The 19,012-nt window shown below is 63.3% G+C and carries 15 protein-coding genes; 8 read left to right on the forward strand and 7 right to left on the reverse strand.

The features are described from left to right. Positions 1-294 precede the first annotated feature (294 nt). The 3 genes from treS (at position 295) to ACMCNM_RS17405 (ending at position 3,778) form a co-directional block, all read left to right on the forward strand. On the forward strand, positions 295-2,361 hold the full coding sequence (gene treS / locus ACMCNM_RS17395; RefSeq protein WP_412765036.1) for a maltose alpha-D-glucosyltransferase: 2,067 nt from the start codon (positions 295-297) through the stop codon (positions 2,359-2,361). A gap of 83 nt (positions 2,362-2,444) precedes the next feature. Beyond that, complete coding sequence (locus tag ACMCNM_RS17400) at positions 2,445-3,074, forward strand: riboflavin synthase subunit alpha (protein ID WP_186680111.1); 630 nt, start codon at positions 2,445-2,447, stop codon at positions 3,072-3,074. Between the two features lie 2 nt (positions 3,075-3,076). After that, on the forward strand, positions 3,077-3,778 hold the full coding sequence (locus ACMCNM_RS17405; protein WP_186680112.1) for a YoaK family protein: 702 nt from the start codon (positions 3,077-3,079) through the stop codon (positions 3,776-3,778). Between the two features lie 42 nt (positions 3,779-3,820). Here the strand turns inward: ACMCNM_RS17405 and proP are convergent, their stop codons facing one another. The 6 genes from proP to glaH form a co-directional block, all read right to left on the reverse strand. Continuing rightward, positions 3,821-5,323: a glycine betaine/L-proline transporter ProP gene (gene proP, locus ACMCNM_RS17410; protein WP_027593503.1), complete on the reverse strand. Its 1,503-nt coding sequence runs from the start codon at positions 5,321-5,323 to the stop codon at positions 3,821-3,823. 142 nt (positions 5,324-5,465) lie between these two features. After that, positions 5,466-6,440, reverse strand: a complete 975-nt coding sequence (gene hemB, locus ACMCNM_RS17415) for a porphobilinogen synthase (RefSeq protein WP_027593504.1) — start codon at positions 6,438-6,440, stop codon at positions 5,466-5,468. A 217-nt stretch (positions 6,441-6,657) separates the two neighbouring features. Further along, positions 6,658-7,551: a PA4780 family RIO1-like protein kinase gene (locus tag ACMCNM_RS17420; protein WP_027593505.1), complete on the reverse strand. Its 894-nt coding sequence runs from the start codon at positions 7,549-7,551 to the stop codon at positions 6,658-6,660. Between the two features lie 119 nt (positions 7,552-7,670). Continuing rightward, a complete protein-coding gene (gabP, locus tag ACMCNM_RS17425) occupies positions 7,671-9,062 on the reverse strand; it encodes a GABA permease (RefSeq protein ID WP_027593506.1) in 1,392 nt (463 codons plus the stop codon). Between the two features lie 158 nt (positions 9,063-9,220). Then, positions 9,221-10,471, reverse strand: a complete 1,251-nt coding sequence (gene lhgO, locus ACMCNM_RS17430; RefSeq protein ID WP_099429153.1) for an L-2-hydroxyglutarate oxidase — start codon at positions 10,469-10,471, stop codon at positions 9,221-9,223. Positions 10,472-10,493: 22 nt separating this feature from the next. Beyond that, on the reverse strand, positions 10,494-11,471 hold the full coding sequence (glaH, locus tag ACMCNM_RS17435) for a glutarate dioxygenase GlaH (protein WP_050580735.1): 978 nt from the start codon (positions 11,469-11,471) through the stop codon (positions 10,494-10,496). 196 nt (positions 11,472-11,667) lie between these two features. Here glaH and csiR point away from each other — a divergent pair, with 196 nt between their 5' ends. Next, positions 11,668-12,366, forward strand: coding sequence for a DNA-binding transcriptional regulator CsiR (gene csiR, locus ACMCNM_RS17440; RefSeq protein WP_027593509.1), 699 nt, complete (start codon positions 11,668-11,670; stop codon positions 12,364-12,366). A 4-nt stretch (positions 12,367-12,370) separates the two neighbouring features. Here csiR and ACMCNM_RS17445 read toward each other — a convergent pair whose 3' ends face one another. Beyond that, on the reverse strand, positions 12,371-12,802 hold the full coding sequence (locus ACMCNM_RS17445; protein ID WP_027593510.1) for a multidrug/biocide efflux PACE transporter: 432 nt from the start codon (positions 12,800-12,802) through the stop codon (positions 12,371-12,373). A 93-nt stretch (positions 12,803-12,895) separates the two neighbouring features. On the opposite strand from ACMCNM_RS17445, the gene ACMCNM_RS17450 reads away from it, so the two are divergent. The 4 genes from ACMCNM_RS17450 to ACMCNM_RS17465 all read left to right on the forward strand — a co-directional run bounded on the left by ACMCNM_RS17450 (position 12,896) and on the right by ACMCNM_RS17465 (position 19,006). After that, a complete protein-coding gene (locus tag ACMCNM_RS17450; RefSeq protein ID WP_412765037.1) occupies positions 12,896-13,750 on the forward strand; it encodes a LysR family transcriptional regulator in 855 nt (284 codons plus the stop codon). 306 nt (positions 13,751-14,056) lie between these two features. Then, entirely contained in the window at positions 14,057-15,802 is a 1,746-nt protein-coding gene (locus tag ACMCNM_RS17455; RefSeq protein WP_412765038.1) for a hydantoinase B/oxoprolinase family protein, read from the forward strand. Positions 15,803-15,815: 13 nt separating this feature from the next. Then, positions 15,816-17,900: a hydantoinase/oxoprolinase family protein gene (locus tag ACMCNM_RS17460; RefSeq protein ID WP_412765039.1), complete on the forward strand. Its 2,085-nt coding sequence runs from the start codon at positions 15,816-15,818 to the stop codon at positions 17,898-17,900. Between the two features lie 149 nt (positions 17,901-18,049). Beyond that, positions 18,050-19,006, forward strand: a complete 957-nt coding sequence (locus ACMCNM_RS17465) for a helix-turn-helix domain-containing protein (RefSeq protein WP_099454359.1) — start codon at positions 18,050-18,052, stop codon at positions 19,004-19,006. Positions 19,007-19,012 lie beyond the last annotated feature (6 nt).

Here is a 19,012-nt window from a genome sequence, read left to right on the forward strand (position 1 = left end):
AAAACTTGATCCAAACGGCCGGTGCCGACACGCAGCGCGGCGGTGAACCGCTGGGTTGCCGACCTCACGGAATACGCGTCCCCTGTAGGAGCGGCCTTGCGTCGCGAAAGGGCCGCAACGCGGCCCCAACAATATGTGCGGCGACGCCAAAGTCGGGGGCTGCTTCGCAACCCTTTCGCGACGCAAGGCCGCTCCTACACACAAAACGTGCAGGAGACGTAGACCTGATCCGAACGTTCCGCCTGCAACGTCGTCATAACTGTGGCCGGTGCCGACACGCAGAGAGGACGCGAGATGACCCAACCCGACCCGTCATACATCAAGTGGCTCGAGGACCGTTCCATGCTCAAGGCCTCCCAGGAACGGGCTCGCCTGTATTCGGGGCAATCGCGCCTGTGGCAGAACCCCTACGCCGAAGCCCAGCCCCGCCGCGCCACTGAAATCGCCTCGGTGTGGCTCACGGTCTACCCCGACGCCATCATTGCCCCGGAGGGCGGCTCGGTGCTGGCGGCCTTGGCCCACGAGGCGCTGTGGAAGCGTTTGTCGGAAATTGGCATACAAGGCGTGCACACTGGCCCGATCAAACAGTCCGGCGGCGTGCGTGGCCGCGAGTTCACCCCCAGCGTGGACGGTAACTTCGACCGCATCAGCTTCGACATCGACCCGCTCTACGGCAGCGAGCAGGACTTGATCCAGATGAGCCGCATGGCCGCTGCGCACAACGCTGTGACCATCGATGACCTGATCCCTTCGCACACCGGCAAAGGTGCCGACTTCCGCCTGGCTGAGCTGGCACACGGGGCCTACCCTGGGCTCTACCACATGGTCGAAGTGCGCGAGGAAGACTGGCCGCTGCTGCCCGAGGTGCCGGCAGGCCGTGATGCGGTCAACCTGTTGCCGGCTGTGTGCGACGAGCTCAAGGCCCGCCACTACATCGTCGGCCAGTTGCAGCGGGTGATCTTCTTCGAGCCTGGGGTCAAGGAGACCGACTGGAGCGTCACCCCGCCCATCACCGGCGTCGATGGCAAGACCCGGCGCTGGGTGTACCTGCACTACTTCAAGGAAGGGCAGCCGTCGCTCAACTGGCTCGACCCAACCTTCGCCGCCCAACAGATGATCATCGGGGATGCCCTGCATGCGCTGGACTGCCTGGGCGCGCGTGGCCTGCGCCTGGATGCCAATGGTTTTCTCGGGGTGGAAACGCGGCTCCAGGGCACCGCTTGGTCCGAAAGCCACCCGCTGTCGATCGTCGGCAACCAGTTGATTGGCGGCATGATTCGCAAGGCGGGCGGGTTCAGCTTTCAGGAGCTTAACCTGACAATCGACGACATTGCCCAGATGTCCACGGGCGGCGCCGATCTGTCCTATGACTTCATCACCCGCCCCGCCTACCAGCATGCACTGCTGACCGGCGACACCGAGTTCCTGCGCCTGATGCTCAAGGAAATGCACGCGTTTGGGATCGACCCGGCGTCCTTGATCCACGCCCTGCAAAACCATGACGAGCTGACCGTCGAACTGGTGCACTTCTGGACCCTGCATGCCCACGACATGTACCTGTTCAAGGGCCAAACCTTGCCTGGCAATATCTTGCGCGAGCACATTCGCGAAGAAATCTATGAGCGTTTGTCTGGCGAACATGCCCCCTACAACTTGCGCTTCGTCACCAATGGCATCAGTTGCACCACCGCCAGCCTGATCACCGCCGCGCTGGGTATCCGCGACCTTGCGCAGATCGACGCAGCGGATATCGAGCGAATCCAGAAAATCCACCTGCTGCTGGTGATGTACAACGCCATGCAGCCCGGTGTGGTCGCACTGTCCGGCTGGGACCTGGTCGGCGCCCTGCCCTTGCCTGCCGAGGCGGTGGCCGAACGGATGCTCGATGGCGACACCCGCTGGATCCACCGTGGCGGCTACGACCTGGCCGGGCTCGCCCCCGACGCCGAGGCGTCGGTGCGCGGCATGCCCCGGGCGCGGGCGCTCTACGGCAGCCTCGACAGCCAGCTCGAGAACAGCGACTCGTTCGCCAGCAAGGTGAAAAAACTACTGGCCGTGCGCCAGGCCTACGGCATCGCCACCAGCCGCCAGGTGCTGGTGCCCGAGGTCAGTAGCCCTGGGTTGCTGGTGATGGTGCACGAGCTGCCAGCGGGGCGCGGCATCCAGATCAGCGCACTGAACTTTGGCCAGACGGTCATTGCCGAGGAGCTGCTCTTGACCGGTTTCACACCGGGAACGGTGGTGGACATGATCAACGAGACGGTCGAGGGGGATTTGACCGAAGATGGGCGCTTGATGGTCAACTTGGAGCCGTACGAGGCGCTGTGCCTGCGCATCGTGAGCAGCAGCGGGCATGTGTGAGGGGCGGCGGCCGCCTTGCTTTTACCGCTTCAGAGGCATAGCTTCCGGGGGACTTCATTTTCCCGTGCCCAGGAGCAATTTCCATGTACACCGGCATCGTCCAGGCCGTTCGCCCGCTGCTTGCTGTGACCCCTTACCCAGGCCACCGGCAGTTCACCGTCGACCTCACCCCTGAACTGCTCGACGACCTCAAGATCGGCGCCAGCGTCAGTGTCGAGGGCACGTGCCTGTCCGTCACCGAGATCGACGGCACCCAGGTGAAGTTCGACGCCATGAATGCCACCCTCGAACGCACCAACCTGCGCTGCCTGACGGCCGGCCAAAGCGTGAACATCGAGCGCTCGGCGAAGATGAACGCGGAGGTTGGCGGCCACCTGATGGCTGGGCACATCGCCACCACCGCCGAGATCGTCGAACAGGTGATCGAAGAGACCGGTGCGTTCATCCGTTTCCGCATGCCAGCGCAATGGGCCAAGTACGTATTCCCCCGCGGCTTCCTGGGGGTCAACGGTTGCAGCCTGACCGTCGCCGATGTCGATGACAATGTCATCACCATCAACCTGATCCCCGAGACCTTGCGCCAGACCACGTTCGCCCACTACAAGGCTGGCGAGCTGCTCAACATCGAAGTGGACCACCAGACCATGGTGCTGGTCGATGTGGTCGAGCGAACGCTCAAGGGCACGCTGGCCCGCGAAACACTGCTGCGCTGAGCATGCTGCCCAACGCACTGCCCGCCCGCAACGCACGACGGCTGAAGCTGCAGGCCCTGCGCGGTCGCGTGGGCCTGGGGCTGGTAGCCGCGCTGTCGGTACTGGCCGGCATGACCGATGCCATCGGCCTGCTGGCGCTGGGTGATTTCGTGTCGTTCATGAGTGGCAACACTACCCGTCTGGCAGTGGCCATCAGCGAGGCGGACCTGGCCATGGTGCTGCGCCTGAGTGGTGCGGTGCTCGGCTTTGTAGCAGGCAATGCGCTGGGCGTGATACTGGCCCGGGCCTGCCGACGCCGCGCCTGGCCGGTGCTGCTGGTGGTCGCCGTACTGCTTGGCATGGCGGCGGCCTGGCCCCTGCAAGCCACCTTTCCGGCGCTGCTGGCAGCGACGCTGGCGATGGGCATGATCAATGCCGTGGTCGAACAGGTGAATGGCCTGCCGATCGGCCTGACCTATGTCACCGGCGCCCTGTCCCGCTTCGGCCGCGGCTTGGGGCGCTGGTTGCTGGGCGAGCGGCGCAACGGCTGGCGGGTACAGCTGGTGCCTTGGGCTGGCATGCTGCTGGGCGCCGCACTGGGCGCCTGGCTTGAGCACCAACTGGGCCTGCAGGCGCTGGCAGGCAGTTGCGCGCTGGCGTGCCTGCTGGCCCTGGTGACTCGGTTCATTCCGCGCTCATGGCAACGCGGCTACATGCCGCGTTAATCAAACGCTGCGGGTAGCGCCGAAGAACCCTCGGCCCGTCCCTTAATCGATGCGCGGGTGTTGCTGCACCAGCAGTTTGCGCTTGGCCTCAAGCTCGGCGATCTGCGTGTCGATGTCCTCGATCTTCTGCTCGATATTGTCGTGGTGCTCCTGCAGCAGCTCGCGCGCTTCATCGATGTCCGATGCGGCAGGTGCTGCGCCGCGCAGCGGCTTGTTGGCGGTCTCTTTCATGGTCAGGCCAGTGATCAGGCCGATGGCCGCGATCACCATCAGGTAATACGCCGGCATGTACAGGTTGCCCGTGCTTTCCACCAGCCAGGCCGCCAAGGTCGGGGTAAGCCCCGCGATCAGCACCGAGATATTGAAGGCACTGGCCAACGCGCTGTAGCGGATATGCGTGGGGAACATCGCCGGCAACGTCGACGCCATCACGCCGATAAAGAAGTTCAGCAGCACGGCAATGATCAACAGCCCGGCAAAGATCAGCCCGAGCGCACCGCTGTTGATCAGCATGAAGGCCGGAATGGCCAGCGCGAACAGCCCGACACTGCCGACCATGATGAAAGGCCGGCGGCCGAACTTGTCGCTGAGCAGGCCGATGATCGGTTGCACGAACAGCATGCCGACCATGATCGCAATGATGATCAGCACCCCGTGGTCTTCGCTGTAATGCAGGTTGTGCGACAGGTAGCTGGGCATGTAGGTGAGCAGCATGTAGTAGGTGACGTTGGTGGCGATCACCACGCCAATGCAAGTCACCAGGCTGCGCCAGTGTTGGGTGGCGACTTCCTTGAACGACACCTTGGGGCCGGAGGCCAGGCCTTCGCGGTCGCCCTGCTCAAGCTTCTCGACGTGTTGCTGGAACGCAGGTGTTTCTTCCAGCGCATGGCGCAGGTACAGACCAATGATGCCCAGCGGCAGGGCCAGGAAGAACGGCAGGCGCCAGCCCCACTCAAGGAACTTCTCCTCGCCCAGCACGGTGGAAATCAACACCACCACACCTGCGCCGAGTACAAAGCCTGCGATCGAGCCGAAATCCAGCCAGCTGCCGAGGAAGCCGCGTTTGCGGTCGGGTGCGTACTCGGCGACGAAAATCGACGCCCCGGTGTATTCACCGCCCACCGAAAAGCCCTGGGCCATCTTGGCCAGCAACAGCAGGATGGGCGCCCAGATGCCGATGGTGGCGTAAGACGGTATCAGGCCGATGGCAAAGGTGCTCAACGACATGATCACGATGGTCGCGGCGAGAATCTTCTGCCGGCCGAACTTGTCGCCCAGGGCGCCGAAGAACAACCCGCCCAGCGGGCGAATCAGAAACGGTACCGAGAACGTCGCCAGGGCGGCGATCATTTGCACACTGGGATCGGCGTTGGGGAAGAACACCTTGCCGAGCGCGTAGGCAACGAAGCCATAAACGCCGAAGTCGAACCACTCCATGGCGTTGCCCAGTGCGGCAGCGGTGATCGCTTTGCGCATCTTGGCGTCGTCGACGATGGTGATATCTTTCAAGCCAATTGGCTTGACGCTTTTCTTGCGAGATTTCATGCCCATTTCCTTGTCACTGAATGCTCTATGGCATCAGAGACAAAGGGACACAAAATAATTCAGCGCTTAGTAAATTTTTTGTGGCTAGAGGCCATCTTCGGGTAATCGCGGCCCTTGGAGGGCCGCGAATACCTTCTACTGATCAGATGCCTTCGCGGGCCAGGTCCATGGCGAAGTAGGTCAGGATCAGGTCGGCGCCGGCGCGCTTGATGGCACCGATGCTCTCACGCACCACGCGCCCTTCGTCGATGGCACCGGCGAGGCCGCCGAACTTGATCATCGCGTACTCGCCACTGACCTGATACGCCGCCAGCGGCAGGCGCGAGGCCGCGCGGATGTCGGCGATCACGTCCAGGTAGGCACCGGCCGGCTTGACCATCAGCACATCGGCCCCTTCCTGCTCGTCGAGCAACGATTCGCGCACGGCTTCGCGGCGGTTCATCGGGTTCATCTGGTAGCTCTTGCGGTCGCCTTTGAGCGCAGTGCCGCCCGCTTCGCGGAAGGGGCCATAGAGCGACGAGGCGAACTTGGTCGAGTAAGCCATGATGGCAGTGTCATGGAAGCCTGCGGCATCCAGGGCGCCGCGAATTGCCTGGACCTGACCGTCCATCGCCGCCGATGGCGCGATGAAGTCGGCACCGGCTGCGGCCGCGACCACGGCCTGCTTGCCCAGGTTGGCCAGGGTGGCGTCGTTGTCCACGCCGTGGTCGTGCACCACGCCGCAATGGCCATGGCTGGTGTATTCGCAGAAGCAGGTGTCGGACATCACGATCATTTCCGGCACGGTGTCCTTGCAGATCCGCGCCATGCGCGCCACCAGGCCGTTTTCGTTCCAGGTGTCACTGCCAACCTCATCCAGATGGTGCGAGACACCAAAGGTCATCACCGACTTGATGCCGGCGCGGGCGTAGCGCTCGATTTCCTGCGCCAGCAGCTTTTCAGGGATGCGGTTGACGCCGGGCATGCTGGTGATCGGCACGAAATCGTCAATGCCTTCTTCGACGAAGATCGGCAGGATCAGGTCTTCAAGGCGAAACTCGGTTTCCTGGAAGATCGAGCGCAGGGATTCGTTCTGGCGCAGACGGCGCGGACGAACGGAGGGGAAACGGTTGGACATGACAGCTCCAGGGAATATGGACGGCGTACACCATATGCCTGTTGAGCTTCAGTGAAAAGGCTGAATGACGAGATTGTGTCTTGCGGTGGGAGTAATAGCGGAGATTTGCAGCGCATGTGCCGGCCCCTTCGCGGGTACACCCGCTCCCACAGGGGTGGGGGCGCCCATCAGGTACAACGCTTTGGGTAAAAGCGGCGCTGTACCTGTGGGTGACTGTTTACTGCAACCAGGGCGGTGGCGGTTCTTCGCCCTTGACCGGGCCGCGCTCGGCATCGGCCAGCGCCGCTCGGCGGCGGGCGTCGTCGAGCCGTGCGGCGTCGATTTCGCGCAGCACGCCATCCACGTCGGCAGCCTCGTCATCCTCCTCGTACTCGCCGGTCAGCGGGCTGTCCGGTTTCAGCTCGCCGGCCTCGTACAACGCCCACATTTCCTGCGCGTAACGGGTGCTCTTGAGCTCGGGGGCGAAGCGGCCGAAGTACAGCGCCATGTTGCCCACATCACGTTGCAACATGCTGAACGCATGGTTGTTACCGGCCGCATCCACCGCCTGCGGCAAGTCGATGATCACCGGGCCTTCAGGGCCAAGCAACACGTTGAACTCGGACAAGTCACCATGCACCAGCCCCGCGCACAGCATCAACACGATCTGGCGGACGACGAATGCATGGAACTCGCGGGCCTCGTCGGCTTCCAGGTGCACGTCGTTAAGGCGTGGCGCGGCATCGCCATCGGCGTCCGTCACCAGCTCCATCAACAGTACGCCATCCTGGAAATCATAAGGCTTGGGCACCCGGACACCGGCACTGGCCAGGCGGAACAGAGCCGCCACTTCGGCGTTCTGCCAGGCGTCCTCGGCCTCTTTGCGGCCGTATTTGGAGCCTTTGGCCATGGCCCGGGCCTGGCGGCTGTTGCGGACCTTGCGGCCTTCCTGGTACTCGGCGGCCTGGCGAAAGCTACGTTTGTTGGCTTCTTTGTAGACCTTGGCGCAGCGCACTTGGGTACCGCAACGCACCACGTAGACGGCTGCTTCCTTGCCGCTCATCAAAGGTCGCAGTACTTCGTCGACCAGGCCGTCTTCGATCAGGGGTTCGATTCTTTTTGGAGTCTTCATCAGGCTTGAGTTCTGGGGTCCTGTGGCCGAGCCGTGGAGGTGGCGGTCATCCTCTCACAGCCTGATGGATCTTGCTCGTCTGTGATGCAACGTTCGTCTGTTCAGGGTGTTTCGGGCGCCTAGGCGCCCTGCCCCACAGCACTGCCTTGCGCCACCCGCGCCCGTCGGCGGGTGATCAACAACCCCGAGCACACCACGAACACCGCCAGCACCATTGTCGAAACCACTTCAAGGCGATGATCCGGGCGGAACAGCATCAGCACCAGCACGCTGCTGATGAACAGGATCACGCCCCAGGTCAGCCACGGGAACAGCCACATGCGGTAGCTCAGCGTCTTGCCCTGGGCGGTCAGGCGCTTGCGCAGGCGCAGCTGGGAAATGGCGATAACCAGATAAACCAGCAAGGCAATGGCGCCGGAGCTGGCCATCAGGAAGCCGAACACCTTGGCCGGCACCAGGTAGTTGGCGATCACCGCCAGGAACGCCGCCCCGGTAGACAACAGCACCGCGACAATCGGCGTACCGCTGCGGCTGGTCACCTGGGCACAGGCCGGCGCGTCACCCCGGCGGCTCAACGAATAGACCATGCGTGAGGCGGTGTACAACGACGAGTTCAGGCAGCTGGTCACCGAAGTCAGCACGACGAAGTCGATGATGGCCTTGGCATGCGGCACGCCGAGCGTATCCAGCACCGTGACATACGAGCCTTCAGTGGCCAGCCGTGGGTCGGTCCAGGGCACCAGCGCGATGACGATGAAGATCGACAGGATGTAGAACAGCGTGATCCGCCAGATCACCGAGTTGGTGGCCTTGGAGATGTGCTTGCCCGCCTCGTCGGACTCTGCAGCGGCAATGGTCACCACCTCGGCCCCAAGGAACGAGAACATGGTGATCAGCATGGCGCTGAGCACCGCGCCGAAGCCGTTGGGCATGAACCCACCGGTATCCCACAGGCGCGAAACACCGCTGACACCGGAGCTGGGCAGCAGGCCGAAAATGGCACAGGCACCCAGAATGATGAAGGCGACAATGGCAATGACCTTCACCAGCGCCAGCCAGAACTCGAATTCACCGTAGTTTTTCACGCTGAACAGGTTGGTGGCGGTCAGCAGCAGCGTGATCACCAACGACAATACCCAGATCTCCATCTGCGGCACGTAGGTGTTGATGATGGTGGCGGCAATGTTGGCTTCGATGGGGATGATCAGCACCCAGAACCACCAGTACAGCCAACCGATGGTGTAGCCGGCCCACTTGCCGATGGCAAGGTCGGCATAGGTGGAGAACGAGCCGGTGTCGGGCGAGGCGACTGCCATTTCCGCCAGCATGCGCATCACCAGCACCACCAACCCGCCGGCCAGGATATAGGCCAGGATGGTTGCAGGCCCGGCTTCGGCGATGGCCCGCCCAGAGCCAACGAACAGGCCGGCGCCGATCACCCCGGCAATGGACAGCATGGTGACATGCCGCGATTTCAATCCATGACTCAAATTGTTTTTGTCTGTTTGCATGGTCTTACCTTCTTATTCTTGTCATGCCCGCGCTAGGCCGTCAGCACGCATGTCTAGCGAACGCGGGCGCGAAAAAGCCCGCCCTGCCCTAAATGGTGAGTAGGGCAAGGACGGGTTGAGTAAAACGAAACGCAGATCCGCCGGGGTTAGCTGCCACCTCAGCCGGCAGCGCGCTGCTTGCCCGCCAAGTCAGGCTTGAGCGAGCCGCCCCCTTGGCGGCTGACTTGTTCGCAGACCTTCTCGACGATGTAGGCGCCGATCGGAATGGCAGAGGTGGCGGCAGGCGACGGCGCATTGCACACGTTCACGCTGCGCGCGGAGTTGACGAAGAGGAAGTCGTCGATGAGCTTGCCATCGCGTGACACCGCCTGTGCCCGCACACCCGCCGGGTATGGCGTGAGGTCGTCCTTGGTGATGCTCGGGCAGTACTTCTGCACCTGCTTGAGGTAGCCGCCCTTGAACAGCGAGTTTTTCATCTCGATCAGGCCCGGCCGCAGGTTCTTGGCGAGCACCTTGAGGATGCCGGGTGTAGTCAGGGTCTGGAACATGTCGCCAAGGCTGACGTCGGACTTGCGATAACCTTCGCGCTTCATCGCCAGTACCGCGTTTGGCCCGACGGTCACGGTACCGTCGATCATCCGAGTCAGGTGCACGCCCAGAAACGGCATGGACGGGTCCGGAATCGGGTAGATCAGGTGGTTGACGATCTGGTTGTGCTGCTTGGGCAGCAAGTAGTACTCACCGCGGAACGGGCAAATCACGAAATTGGTCTGGATGCCCAGCATGCTCACCACGCGGTCAGCCATCAGCCCCGAGCAGGTGACCAGGAAGCGGCTGTGGAACTCGTCGCTGCGGGTACGCACGATCACCTCACTGGCGCGCTCTTCCAGGCCAATCACCTCGGCGCTGTAGCGGATCTCGCCACCGGCACGCTGGAACTGACGGCCCATGGCCGCCGTGACCTCGGCGTAATTGACGATGCCGCTGGAGGGGACAAAGATCCCGCCCAGGCCGACGATGTTGGGCTCGCGCTCATGCAACTCGGCAGCAGACAGCCATTCACGCTCCAGGCCATTGGCCGCAGTGCGCTCCCACAACGCCTTCATGCGTTGCATTTCCAGGTCGTTGGTGGCCACCAGCAGCTTGCCACACTCATCGAAGGCGATGCCGTGCTCGGTGCAAAAGGCCTTGGTCGCCTTGTTGCCTTCCAGGCAGAAGCGCGCCTTGAGGCTGCCAGGGGTGTAGTACACCCCGGCATGGATCACGCCGCTGTTGTGCCCGGTCTGGTGGCGGGCCGGGCCGGACTCTTTCTCCAACAGGAGAATCTTGGCGTCCGGGTACACCTTGATCAGGTGCATGGCAGTGGACATGCCCACAATGCCACCGCCGATGATGATGAAGTCGTACACAGTGTTACCTCCCGCGCCGTGTTTACTGGCCGCGCTGGTACAGCGGCTTGGGGAAGGCGACATAGCCGCGTTGGCGCATCAGCTCGCGGCGCAAGCCGTCGTGCGGGGTAAAGCGGTCGCGGCCGTGGAGCCAGAACAGATTATTGATCAAGACGAAGCTGCCCACCGCCACCGGAACGGAAAGTTTCTTGTCGCTGCCCTCCAGCGACTCGGACAAGGCGTTCAGCCAGATACCTTCCTCGAAGTTTTCCGGCTGCACGAACTGGTCGATGTAGCGCATGGTCGGCCGGCCTTCGGTATCGGTATCGAACACCGAATGGAACACATCCTCGGCCACTTTCTTGCTCGGTGGCGCGGTCCAGCGCATCTCACGGCGCGCCATCGGGTGGCGGAAGAATGCGTCGCAGTCCTCCCAGTCGTCCAGGTGCAGCAGCAGCGAGTTACCACCTTCCATGTTCTTTTCGTCGATCTTCAGCATCAGCACGTAGTCGGTGATCTGGTTCACGAAGGTGCCGTCGTTGTGCAGCTCCATGACGCGGTGTGGCTGGCGCAGGTAGCTGTCGGAGTTGTCGCTGTTCACGACCACGAAGCGGGCGTAGTACTGGCCGCTCATGGCGTCGTAGTTGGAGCGACCGATCAGGTGGGCGCAGGCGGTGGTGAACTTGACCATGTCCTCGGCCTGGCTCACGTCATCCAGCCCGACCGGGGTGATCAGCATGCCGCCGCTGGCGCGGTCGAGGATGGTGTTGAGCAATACCGGGCGCAGCGTGCCTTCGCACAGATCATCAAGGATTTCGCCCACCCGGAAACGCAGGAACGACTTGTACTCCAACGCCTGCACCGGCCACTCGGCCACGGCCTTGACGAACGCCTCCACGGTCTCGCGGGCAAAGGTCAGTTCAAGCAGGCGCGGCGACTGCTTCGAAGGGGCGATGGTGTAACCCCGCGGTTCGAGTGGCAACGGCATGACAAGTTCGTCGATCTGCGTAAAAGCGTTCATGGCTAGGTCCTGGCAGAAAAAGTGAGTGGCGCCGCCCAGTGTGTGATCTGGATCAGTGCAGGCGAAGCAAAAATATCGCCACTCAACAAAAATGTCTACATTTTTATAAAACGAAGACAAACATCGAGTATGTCCATTGTTTTTCGTCCGCCAGTGGTTTCGGTATGATCGGCAAAACGTTTTGAGGAACAGGACCTTGGAAGCGCTCGCGCCCCGACAAAATTCAGCATTCAGCGGGTATGAGAGGCTCAAGAAAGACATCATCCGTGGCGTGTTCAAGCCGGGGGAAAAGCTCTTGATGAGCACCCTCAAAGACCGCTATGAACTGGGTGTAGGGCCTCTGCGCGAGGCGCTCTCGCAGTTGGTGGCCGAGCACCTGGTGAATGCCATCAGCCAGAAGGGCTACCGTGTCGCCCCCATGTCACTGGCGGAGATGAACGACATCTACGATGCCCGTGCCAACCTGGAAGCCATGATCATCAGCCTGGCCATCGAACGCGGCGACGACGCCTGGGAGGCCTCGGTGCTGGCCTGTTCGCATACCTTGGCCAAAGTGGTGGAAGTGAAAACCCGCGAGCAGCGCCTGGACGTTTGGGACGAGCGGCACAAGGCGTTTCACACCGCCATCGCCTCCGGCTGCGGCTCCAAGCACTTACTGCAGGCACGCACCTACCTGTTCGACCAGGCCGAGCGTTATCGGCATCTGTGGCTGACGCAGACGGTGTTTTCCGAGCAGGCCCTTGAACTCAAGCGCCAGGAGCACGCGGCGTTGGTGGAGGCGATTCTGGCCCGCGACGCCAAGCGCGCCAGCGCCATGATGCACTCGCACCTGATGACCCCCGTGCCAATCATCGCGCAGATCATGCATGCCGAGGGCATCGGGCGCGGGGAGTAGGCCGTCAGGCGGCGGCCTGGCGCTGGACCACATAGTGCCGGGCTTTGTCGAACGCCCAGTTGTACACCACGGTGTAGGGCAGGATGATCACGAAGAAGCCCAACTCGACCATGAACGCCTGAAGCAGCGAAATATCCAGCATCCAGGCCGCCACGGGCAGGCACCACACCACCAGGCCTGCCTCGAAGCCCAGGCCATGGGCGACACGCGCCCAAGGCTTCCAGGCAACCCGTTCGGTCTGCACGACGCGGTCGATCAGTGCGTTATAGGCCACGTTCCAGGCCATGGCGATCACTGACAGGGTCACCGCCAGCCCCCCGGCCGTTGCCAACGACTTGCCCAGCACCCAGGACAACAGCGGTGCGCACAACAGCACAGCGAATACTTCATAACCTACGGCATGGACCATGCGTTCGGTGAAAGAGACCTTTTTCATCTTGAATTCCATCATTTGCTTGAGACGTGCTTCCTATTTTCTTTGATGGAACAGATACTCGCGATATAGCTCCTATCGGTTTTATCAATACCTATGCGCTACTCACCTGAAGCTTTGCTTGCCTTTGTCGAAGCCGCCGCGCTGGGCTCGTTCTCTGCGGCGGCCCGCAAACTGAAGAAAAGCCAGTCCACCGTGAGCATTGCGATAGCCAATTTCGAGGCGGATATCGGCTGCCCCCTGTTCGACCGCGGCGGGCGCCACCCTACGCTCAATGCTGCCGGGCGCCAGGTATTGCCCCATGTCGAAGCGATCCTCGACGCCAGTGCCGGGCTCGACGCCCTGTCACTGAGGCTGGCTGAGCACGTTGAAGCGTTGGTCTCGGTGGTGATGTCGGACAGCTATAGCGTTACCTTCCAAACGGCGGTCATGACCGGCTTCGCACACAGCTACCCGCATACCGAGCTGCGCTGTGGGCCCTCGGAAGACGCTGACGTGATCGAGTTGGTGCAGCAGGACATGGCCCAGATTGGCATTCTTGCCGCGCAGCGCCAGTACCCCGCCGATGTCGCCGTGGCGCGCCTGCCTGAGCAGGCGGAGTTTTGTGTGTACGTGAGCGCCGAGCACCCGCTGGCAGCGCTGCGCACGGTGCAGCGCCAGCACCTGGAGACCGTACGCCAGCTGTACATCAAGACCTACGCCCCCAGCCTGCACCACGACCGCGGCCAGGCCTGGTCGGCGCCCGACTATTTGACCTTGCTGGAGTTCGCCGCCCGTGGCTTTGGCTGGGCAGAACTGCCCAAGGCCCTGGTCACGCGCTTTGGCAGCGGCCTGGTGGAATTGCAGGTGGCCGGTTATCCGCGCCGCGTCGACATGGACATCGCCTGGTCCCGCCGCCGAGCCCTCGGCCCAGCCGGGCAATGGCTGGTGCAGCGGTTGCTGGGCGTATAGGAAATCGACCAGACAACAGTGAACATTGTGGGAGCGGGCTTGCCCCGCGAATGGGGCTACGCGGTGCATGGCACCGGCTTCGCCGGTGTTCGCGGGGCAAGCCCGCTCCCACGTCAATTTTTAGAAGTGGCGCAAGACAGTTGCTCCCACAGGATGATGGGCTAAAGCCGCCCAAACAGTGCACCCAAGCGCAACAAGCAGTACACCCACCGACAAGTCAGCCACCCCGCTCGCCCCGTAGCCTGTCACCACGCGCCGATCACTGCGGCACGCACCCAAAAGCACAAGAACAAACGTTGGTGACCTATGAAAACAGTAGATCCGATCACCCTTGCGGTGGTCCGGGGTGCGCTGGAAACAGCGCAGCGCGAAATGACCTTGACGTTGGAAAAGACCGGCCGCTCCAGTGTGTTCAACCTGGCCCATGATTACTCGAACTCGTTATTCGACCACCTCCCCGAAATGATCCTGCAAGGCCAGGACATCCCCATCCACCTGGGTTCACTGATCCCCGCCATGAAGTGCGTGGCCGAGTTTTTCGGTGACGATATCGCCGAAGGTGACGTGATCTACCACAACGACCCGGCGTACAAGGGCAGCCATATCCTCGACTGCTGCATGTACAAGCCCGTGTACTACCAGGGCGAGCTGGTGTTCTGGACTGTATGCAAAGGCCACCTCACCGACATCGGCGGCCCGGTACCGGCCGGCTACAACCCGGACGCCAAGGAAATCTACGCCGAAGGCCTGCGCATCCCGCCCGTGAAGCTGTGGGAAAAGGGCAAACGCCGCGAAGACGTGATCAACTTCATGCTCACCAACATGCGCGCCCGCCCCTATCAGGAGGGCGACCTCAACGCCCAGTACGGCGCCTGCAAAGTCGGTGAGCGGCACCTGCTCGACCTGCTCGACAAGTACGGCGTGGAGCAGGTGCGTGCCTGCATCGCCGAGCTGAAGAACATGGCCGACCGCCACATGCGCGCCTTGCTGCATGACGTACCAGACGGCCACTACAGCGGCACCGCCGTGCTCGAAGACGCCGGCCACGGCCTGGGTGAACTGGCCATCACCGCGCATGTCGAGATACGCGGCGAGCAAGCCCATGTGCGTATCGAAAGCCCGCCGCAGGTGCCCTACTTCATCAACTCCTACGAGGGCAACTCGGTGTCGGGTGTGTACCTTGGCCTGATGATGTTCGCCCAGGTCGCACCGCCCTACAACGAAGGCCTGTATCGCTGCGTCACAGTCGATGTCGGCGCCAAGGGCACGCTGTGCAACGCCCAGGAACCGGCGCCCCACGTCAACTGCACCACGACTCCGATGGAAACCTTGGCCGATGCCGTGCGCACGGCACTGGAGCAAGCCTCGCCGCAGCGGGTCACGGCCTCCTGGGGCCATACCAGCGGCATCAACATCGCCGGCCACGACCCACGTAACGGCAACAGCGAGTACGTGACCATGGTCCTGGCCTCGATCATTGCCGGCGCGGGGGCCAACAAAGTCATGGATGGCTGGCATGCCTGTGGGCCGCTGTGCTGCTTCGGCGCCTTGATGAGCGGTGACATCGAGCTGCTGGAGCACGCCTACCCGATACTCATCCACCGCTACAGCCTGATGGCCGACAGTGGCGGCGCCGGTGAATTTCGCGGCGGCTCCGGCACCCGCCTGGAGATCGAGCCCCTGCAACACGCGATGACCGTGGTCGGCTTCGGCGAAGGCCGCCAACTGCCCACCGCCGGCGCCGCCGGGGCCCGCAATGCCCTGCTGGAGCCCAAACTCGGCCGCCTGATCCACCGGCACGCCGATGGCTCGGAAGACCACTACACCCAGAACCCCATGCTCACCCTCCAGCCCGGCGAGCGGATCATCAACATCAACCCAGGGGGCGGCGGGTATGGCGACCCCCTGCGCCGCCCGGTAGCCGCCGTGCTGCAAGACCTGCGCAACGGACTGGTCTCGCCCCAGGGCGCCGCGCTGGAATACGGCGTGGTCGTCGATGCTGGCGGCCACCTCGACGAAACCGCCACCCGCCTTGCCCGCGACCTGCACTGACCGGAGACCCATCATGCGCAATCAATATCGCCTGGGCATCGACGCCGGCGGCACCTTCACCGATTTCATCCTGGCTGACCGCGATGGCGGCGTGCAGCTGTTCAAAGCCCCTTCCACGCCGCAGGACGGCACCCTGGCCATCCGCGCTGGCCTGGCGCAAATCGCCGACGCCACCGGCCGCACGCCGGCCGAGATCATCGCCAACTGCGACCTGTGCATCAACGGCACCACGGTCGCCCTCAACGCCCTGATCGAACGCACCGGGGTCAAGGTCGGCCTGCTGTGCACCGAGGGCCACGAGGACAGCCTGGAAATCCGCCTGGGCCACAAGGAAGAGGGCCACCGCTATGACGCCCACTACCCGCCCGCGCACATGCTCGCCCCGCGTCACCTGCGGCGCCCGATCGGCGGCCGCATCCTCGGCGATGGCCGCGAGCACAGCCCGCTGGACGAGCGCGCGGTGCATGAGGCTATCGACTACTTCCGCGCCGAAGGCGTGGAAGCGGTGGCCATTTCCTTCCTCTGGTCGGTGCGCAACCCCAGCCATGAGCAGCGTGCCGCCGAACTGGTCAGGGCAGCGCTGCCCGGGGTGTTCGTTTGCACAGGCGTTGAAGTGTTCCCGCAAATCCGCGAATACACCCGCACCTCTACCACCGTGGTCAACGCCTACCTGAGCCCGGTGATGGCGCGCTACGTGGCGCGTATCGACAGCCTGTTCGAGGAGCTCGGCGCCCAGCAACCGGTGCGCTACTTCCAGTCCAACGGTGGCCTGGCGCCCGGCCACCTGATGCGTGAGCGCGCGGTCAATGCCATCAACTCCGGCCCGGCTTCGGCGCCCCAGGCGGGGCTTTCGGTCGCCCGCCCGTTTGGCATCGACAACGTCATCACCGTGGACATGGGAGGCACCTCGTTCGACATCACCCTGACCAATGCCGGGCGCACCAACTTCAGCAAGGATGTGGACTTCCTGCGCCAGCGCATCGGCGTGCCGATGATCCAGGTGGAGACACTGGGTGCCGGCGGTGGCTCCATCGCGCACCTCGACGAGTTCGGCATGCTGCAGGTCGGGCCCCGTAGTGCGGGCGCCAAGCCTGGCCCGGTTTGCTACGGCAAAGGCGGCAGTGAACCCACCGTGACCGACGCCAACCTGGCCCTGGGCTACCTGCCAGACCGTGCGTTGCTGGGCGGCAGTATTACGCTCAATCGCCAGGCTGCGCTGGAGGCCATCCGCAGCAAGATCGCCGAACCGCTGGGCATCAGTGTTGAGCGCGCCGCGTTTGGCGTTACCACCCTGGTCAACCTGAACATGGTCAACGGCATCCGCCGTGTCTCCATCGAACGCGGCCACGACCCGCGCGACTTCGCCCTGATTGGCGCGGGTGGCGCAGCGGGTATGCACGTGGTGCGCCTGGCCGAAGAAATTGGCATGCACACCGTGTTGATCCCCAAGGTGGCCTCTGGCTTGTGCGCCTTCGGCCAGATCCTTTCGGATGTGCGCTACGACCAGCTCACCAGCCTGTCGATGCGACTGGACGCCGAACACGCCGACCTCGCGCAGCTCAACCAGGCCCTGGCCGAACTGCGCCAGCAAGGCTTGGCGAACCTACGCGAAGACGGCTTCGGCGACCAGGCCAGCAGCTGCCACTACACCCTGGAAATGCGCTACAGCGGGCAGATCCATGAGTGCAGCGTGGAACTGGAGCGCCACAGCCTGGACAGTGACGGGCTGGCAGCGTTGATCGAGTCCTTCCACGCTCGCCACCAGACGCTGTACTCGTACAGCGAACCCGACAGCCCGGTAGAACTGGTCAACCTGGAGTGCTCGGTGATCGGTCACCTGCCGCGCCCACCGCAGCCAGAACTGCAGGGGTCGGCCCAGCCACCTGCTGCAGTCCCGGTGGGCGAGCGCCCGATGCTGTTCAGTGCCGACGGCGAGTGGCAGCACACCCCGGTGTTCAACGGTAACCACCTGCTGCCCGGGCAAACGGTGCAAGGCCCCTGTGTGGTCGAGGAGGACACCACCAACATCGTCGTGCCGCCAGGCTGGCAGGCCTGCCTGGAACCTTCGGCCACGTACCGGGTGACACGCGGGGCTTGATCAAAGGGTCGGCACGCGCCGATCATGGGCGTGACACCCGCCCGGCAGCGTTGCGCTGCCGGGCGTTTTTGCACAATAACAAGAGCTGCTTGAGTAGCTTGCCTGCAGTTCCTTTTTTCAATGCTGCCCTCTTTGAAAAAGGACAACCCATGCCCACAGAACTGTCGACCCATGGCTGGCCGCAACCCGAACGCCAGGCGCGCTGGGCCGAAGCCATCAGCGACACCTACTTCCCCTTGAGCTTGGAATTTGCCGCCGAGCAACCCTTCAATGGCCACCTGCAGCGCTGGAGCACCCCCAGCACGCCGCTGAGCCTGTCACGCCTGCGCTCCAGCCAGCTTGGCTATTCCCGCAGCAAGGCGCACATCGGCCAGGACACTGACGCGTTCTACCTGGTCACCGTGCCCAGCCGCAGCGAGGTGCACTTCGAACAGGATGGCCACCCCTTGAGCTGCCGCCCGGGCGGTTTCATCGTCGAGCGCGGCGACGCGCCTTACCGTTTCCATTACCGGGCCGAAAACGACCTGTGGGTGCTGAAACTGCCTGAACGCGCGCTCAAGGCCAACTTGCTCGGGCACAAGCGCTACACCCGCCACTGCTTCGACGCCAGCCAAGGCCTTGGGCGCATCTTTGTCGAGCAACTGGACCTCTGCGCGCGCCACTTCGACGCCAGCCCCGCAGCCGCCCGCCACCTGCTGCTGGAGCAGGCCAGTGCGACCCTGCTGCTGGCCTTGCAGCAGGACGAACGGGTGCTGGGCAGTGAAGGCTCCAACCTCAGCACGTTGCACCTGACCCGTGTCGAGCACTACGTGCTGCAAAACCTCGGCGACCCCGACCTGTCACCGCAAGCCGTCGCCACGGCCTGCGGCCTGTCATTGCGCTACCTGCACAAGCTCTTCTCGATCACGCCCTATACCCTCGGCGAATGGGTGCGCCAACAGCGCCTGGAGGCAGTGCATCGACAGCTGTGCGACCCGCACTGCCATCTGTCTATCGGCCAACTGGCGTTTCGCTGGGGTTTTGCCGACCAGGCGCAGTTCACCCGGGCCTTTCGCCAGCGCTATGGGTGTACCGCCCGCGAGGTGCGCGCGGCGCGCGCGCACTGAAGGCGG

The organism is Pseudomonas sp. NGC7 (genome assembly GCF_047159675.1).
GTDB classification, from domain to species: Bacteria; Pseudomonadota; Gammaproteobacteria; order Pseudomonadales; family Pseudomonadaceae; genus Aquipseudomonas; species Aquipseudomonas kermanshahensis.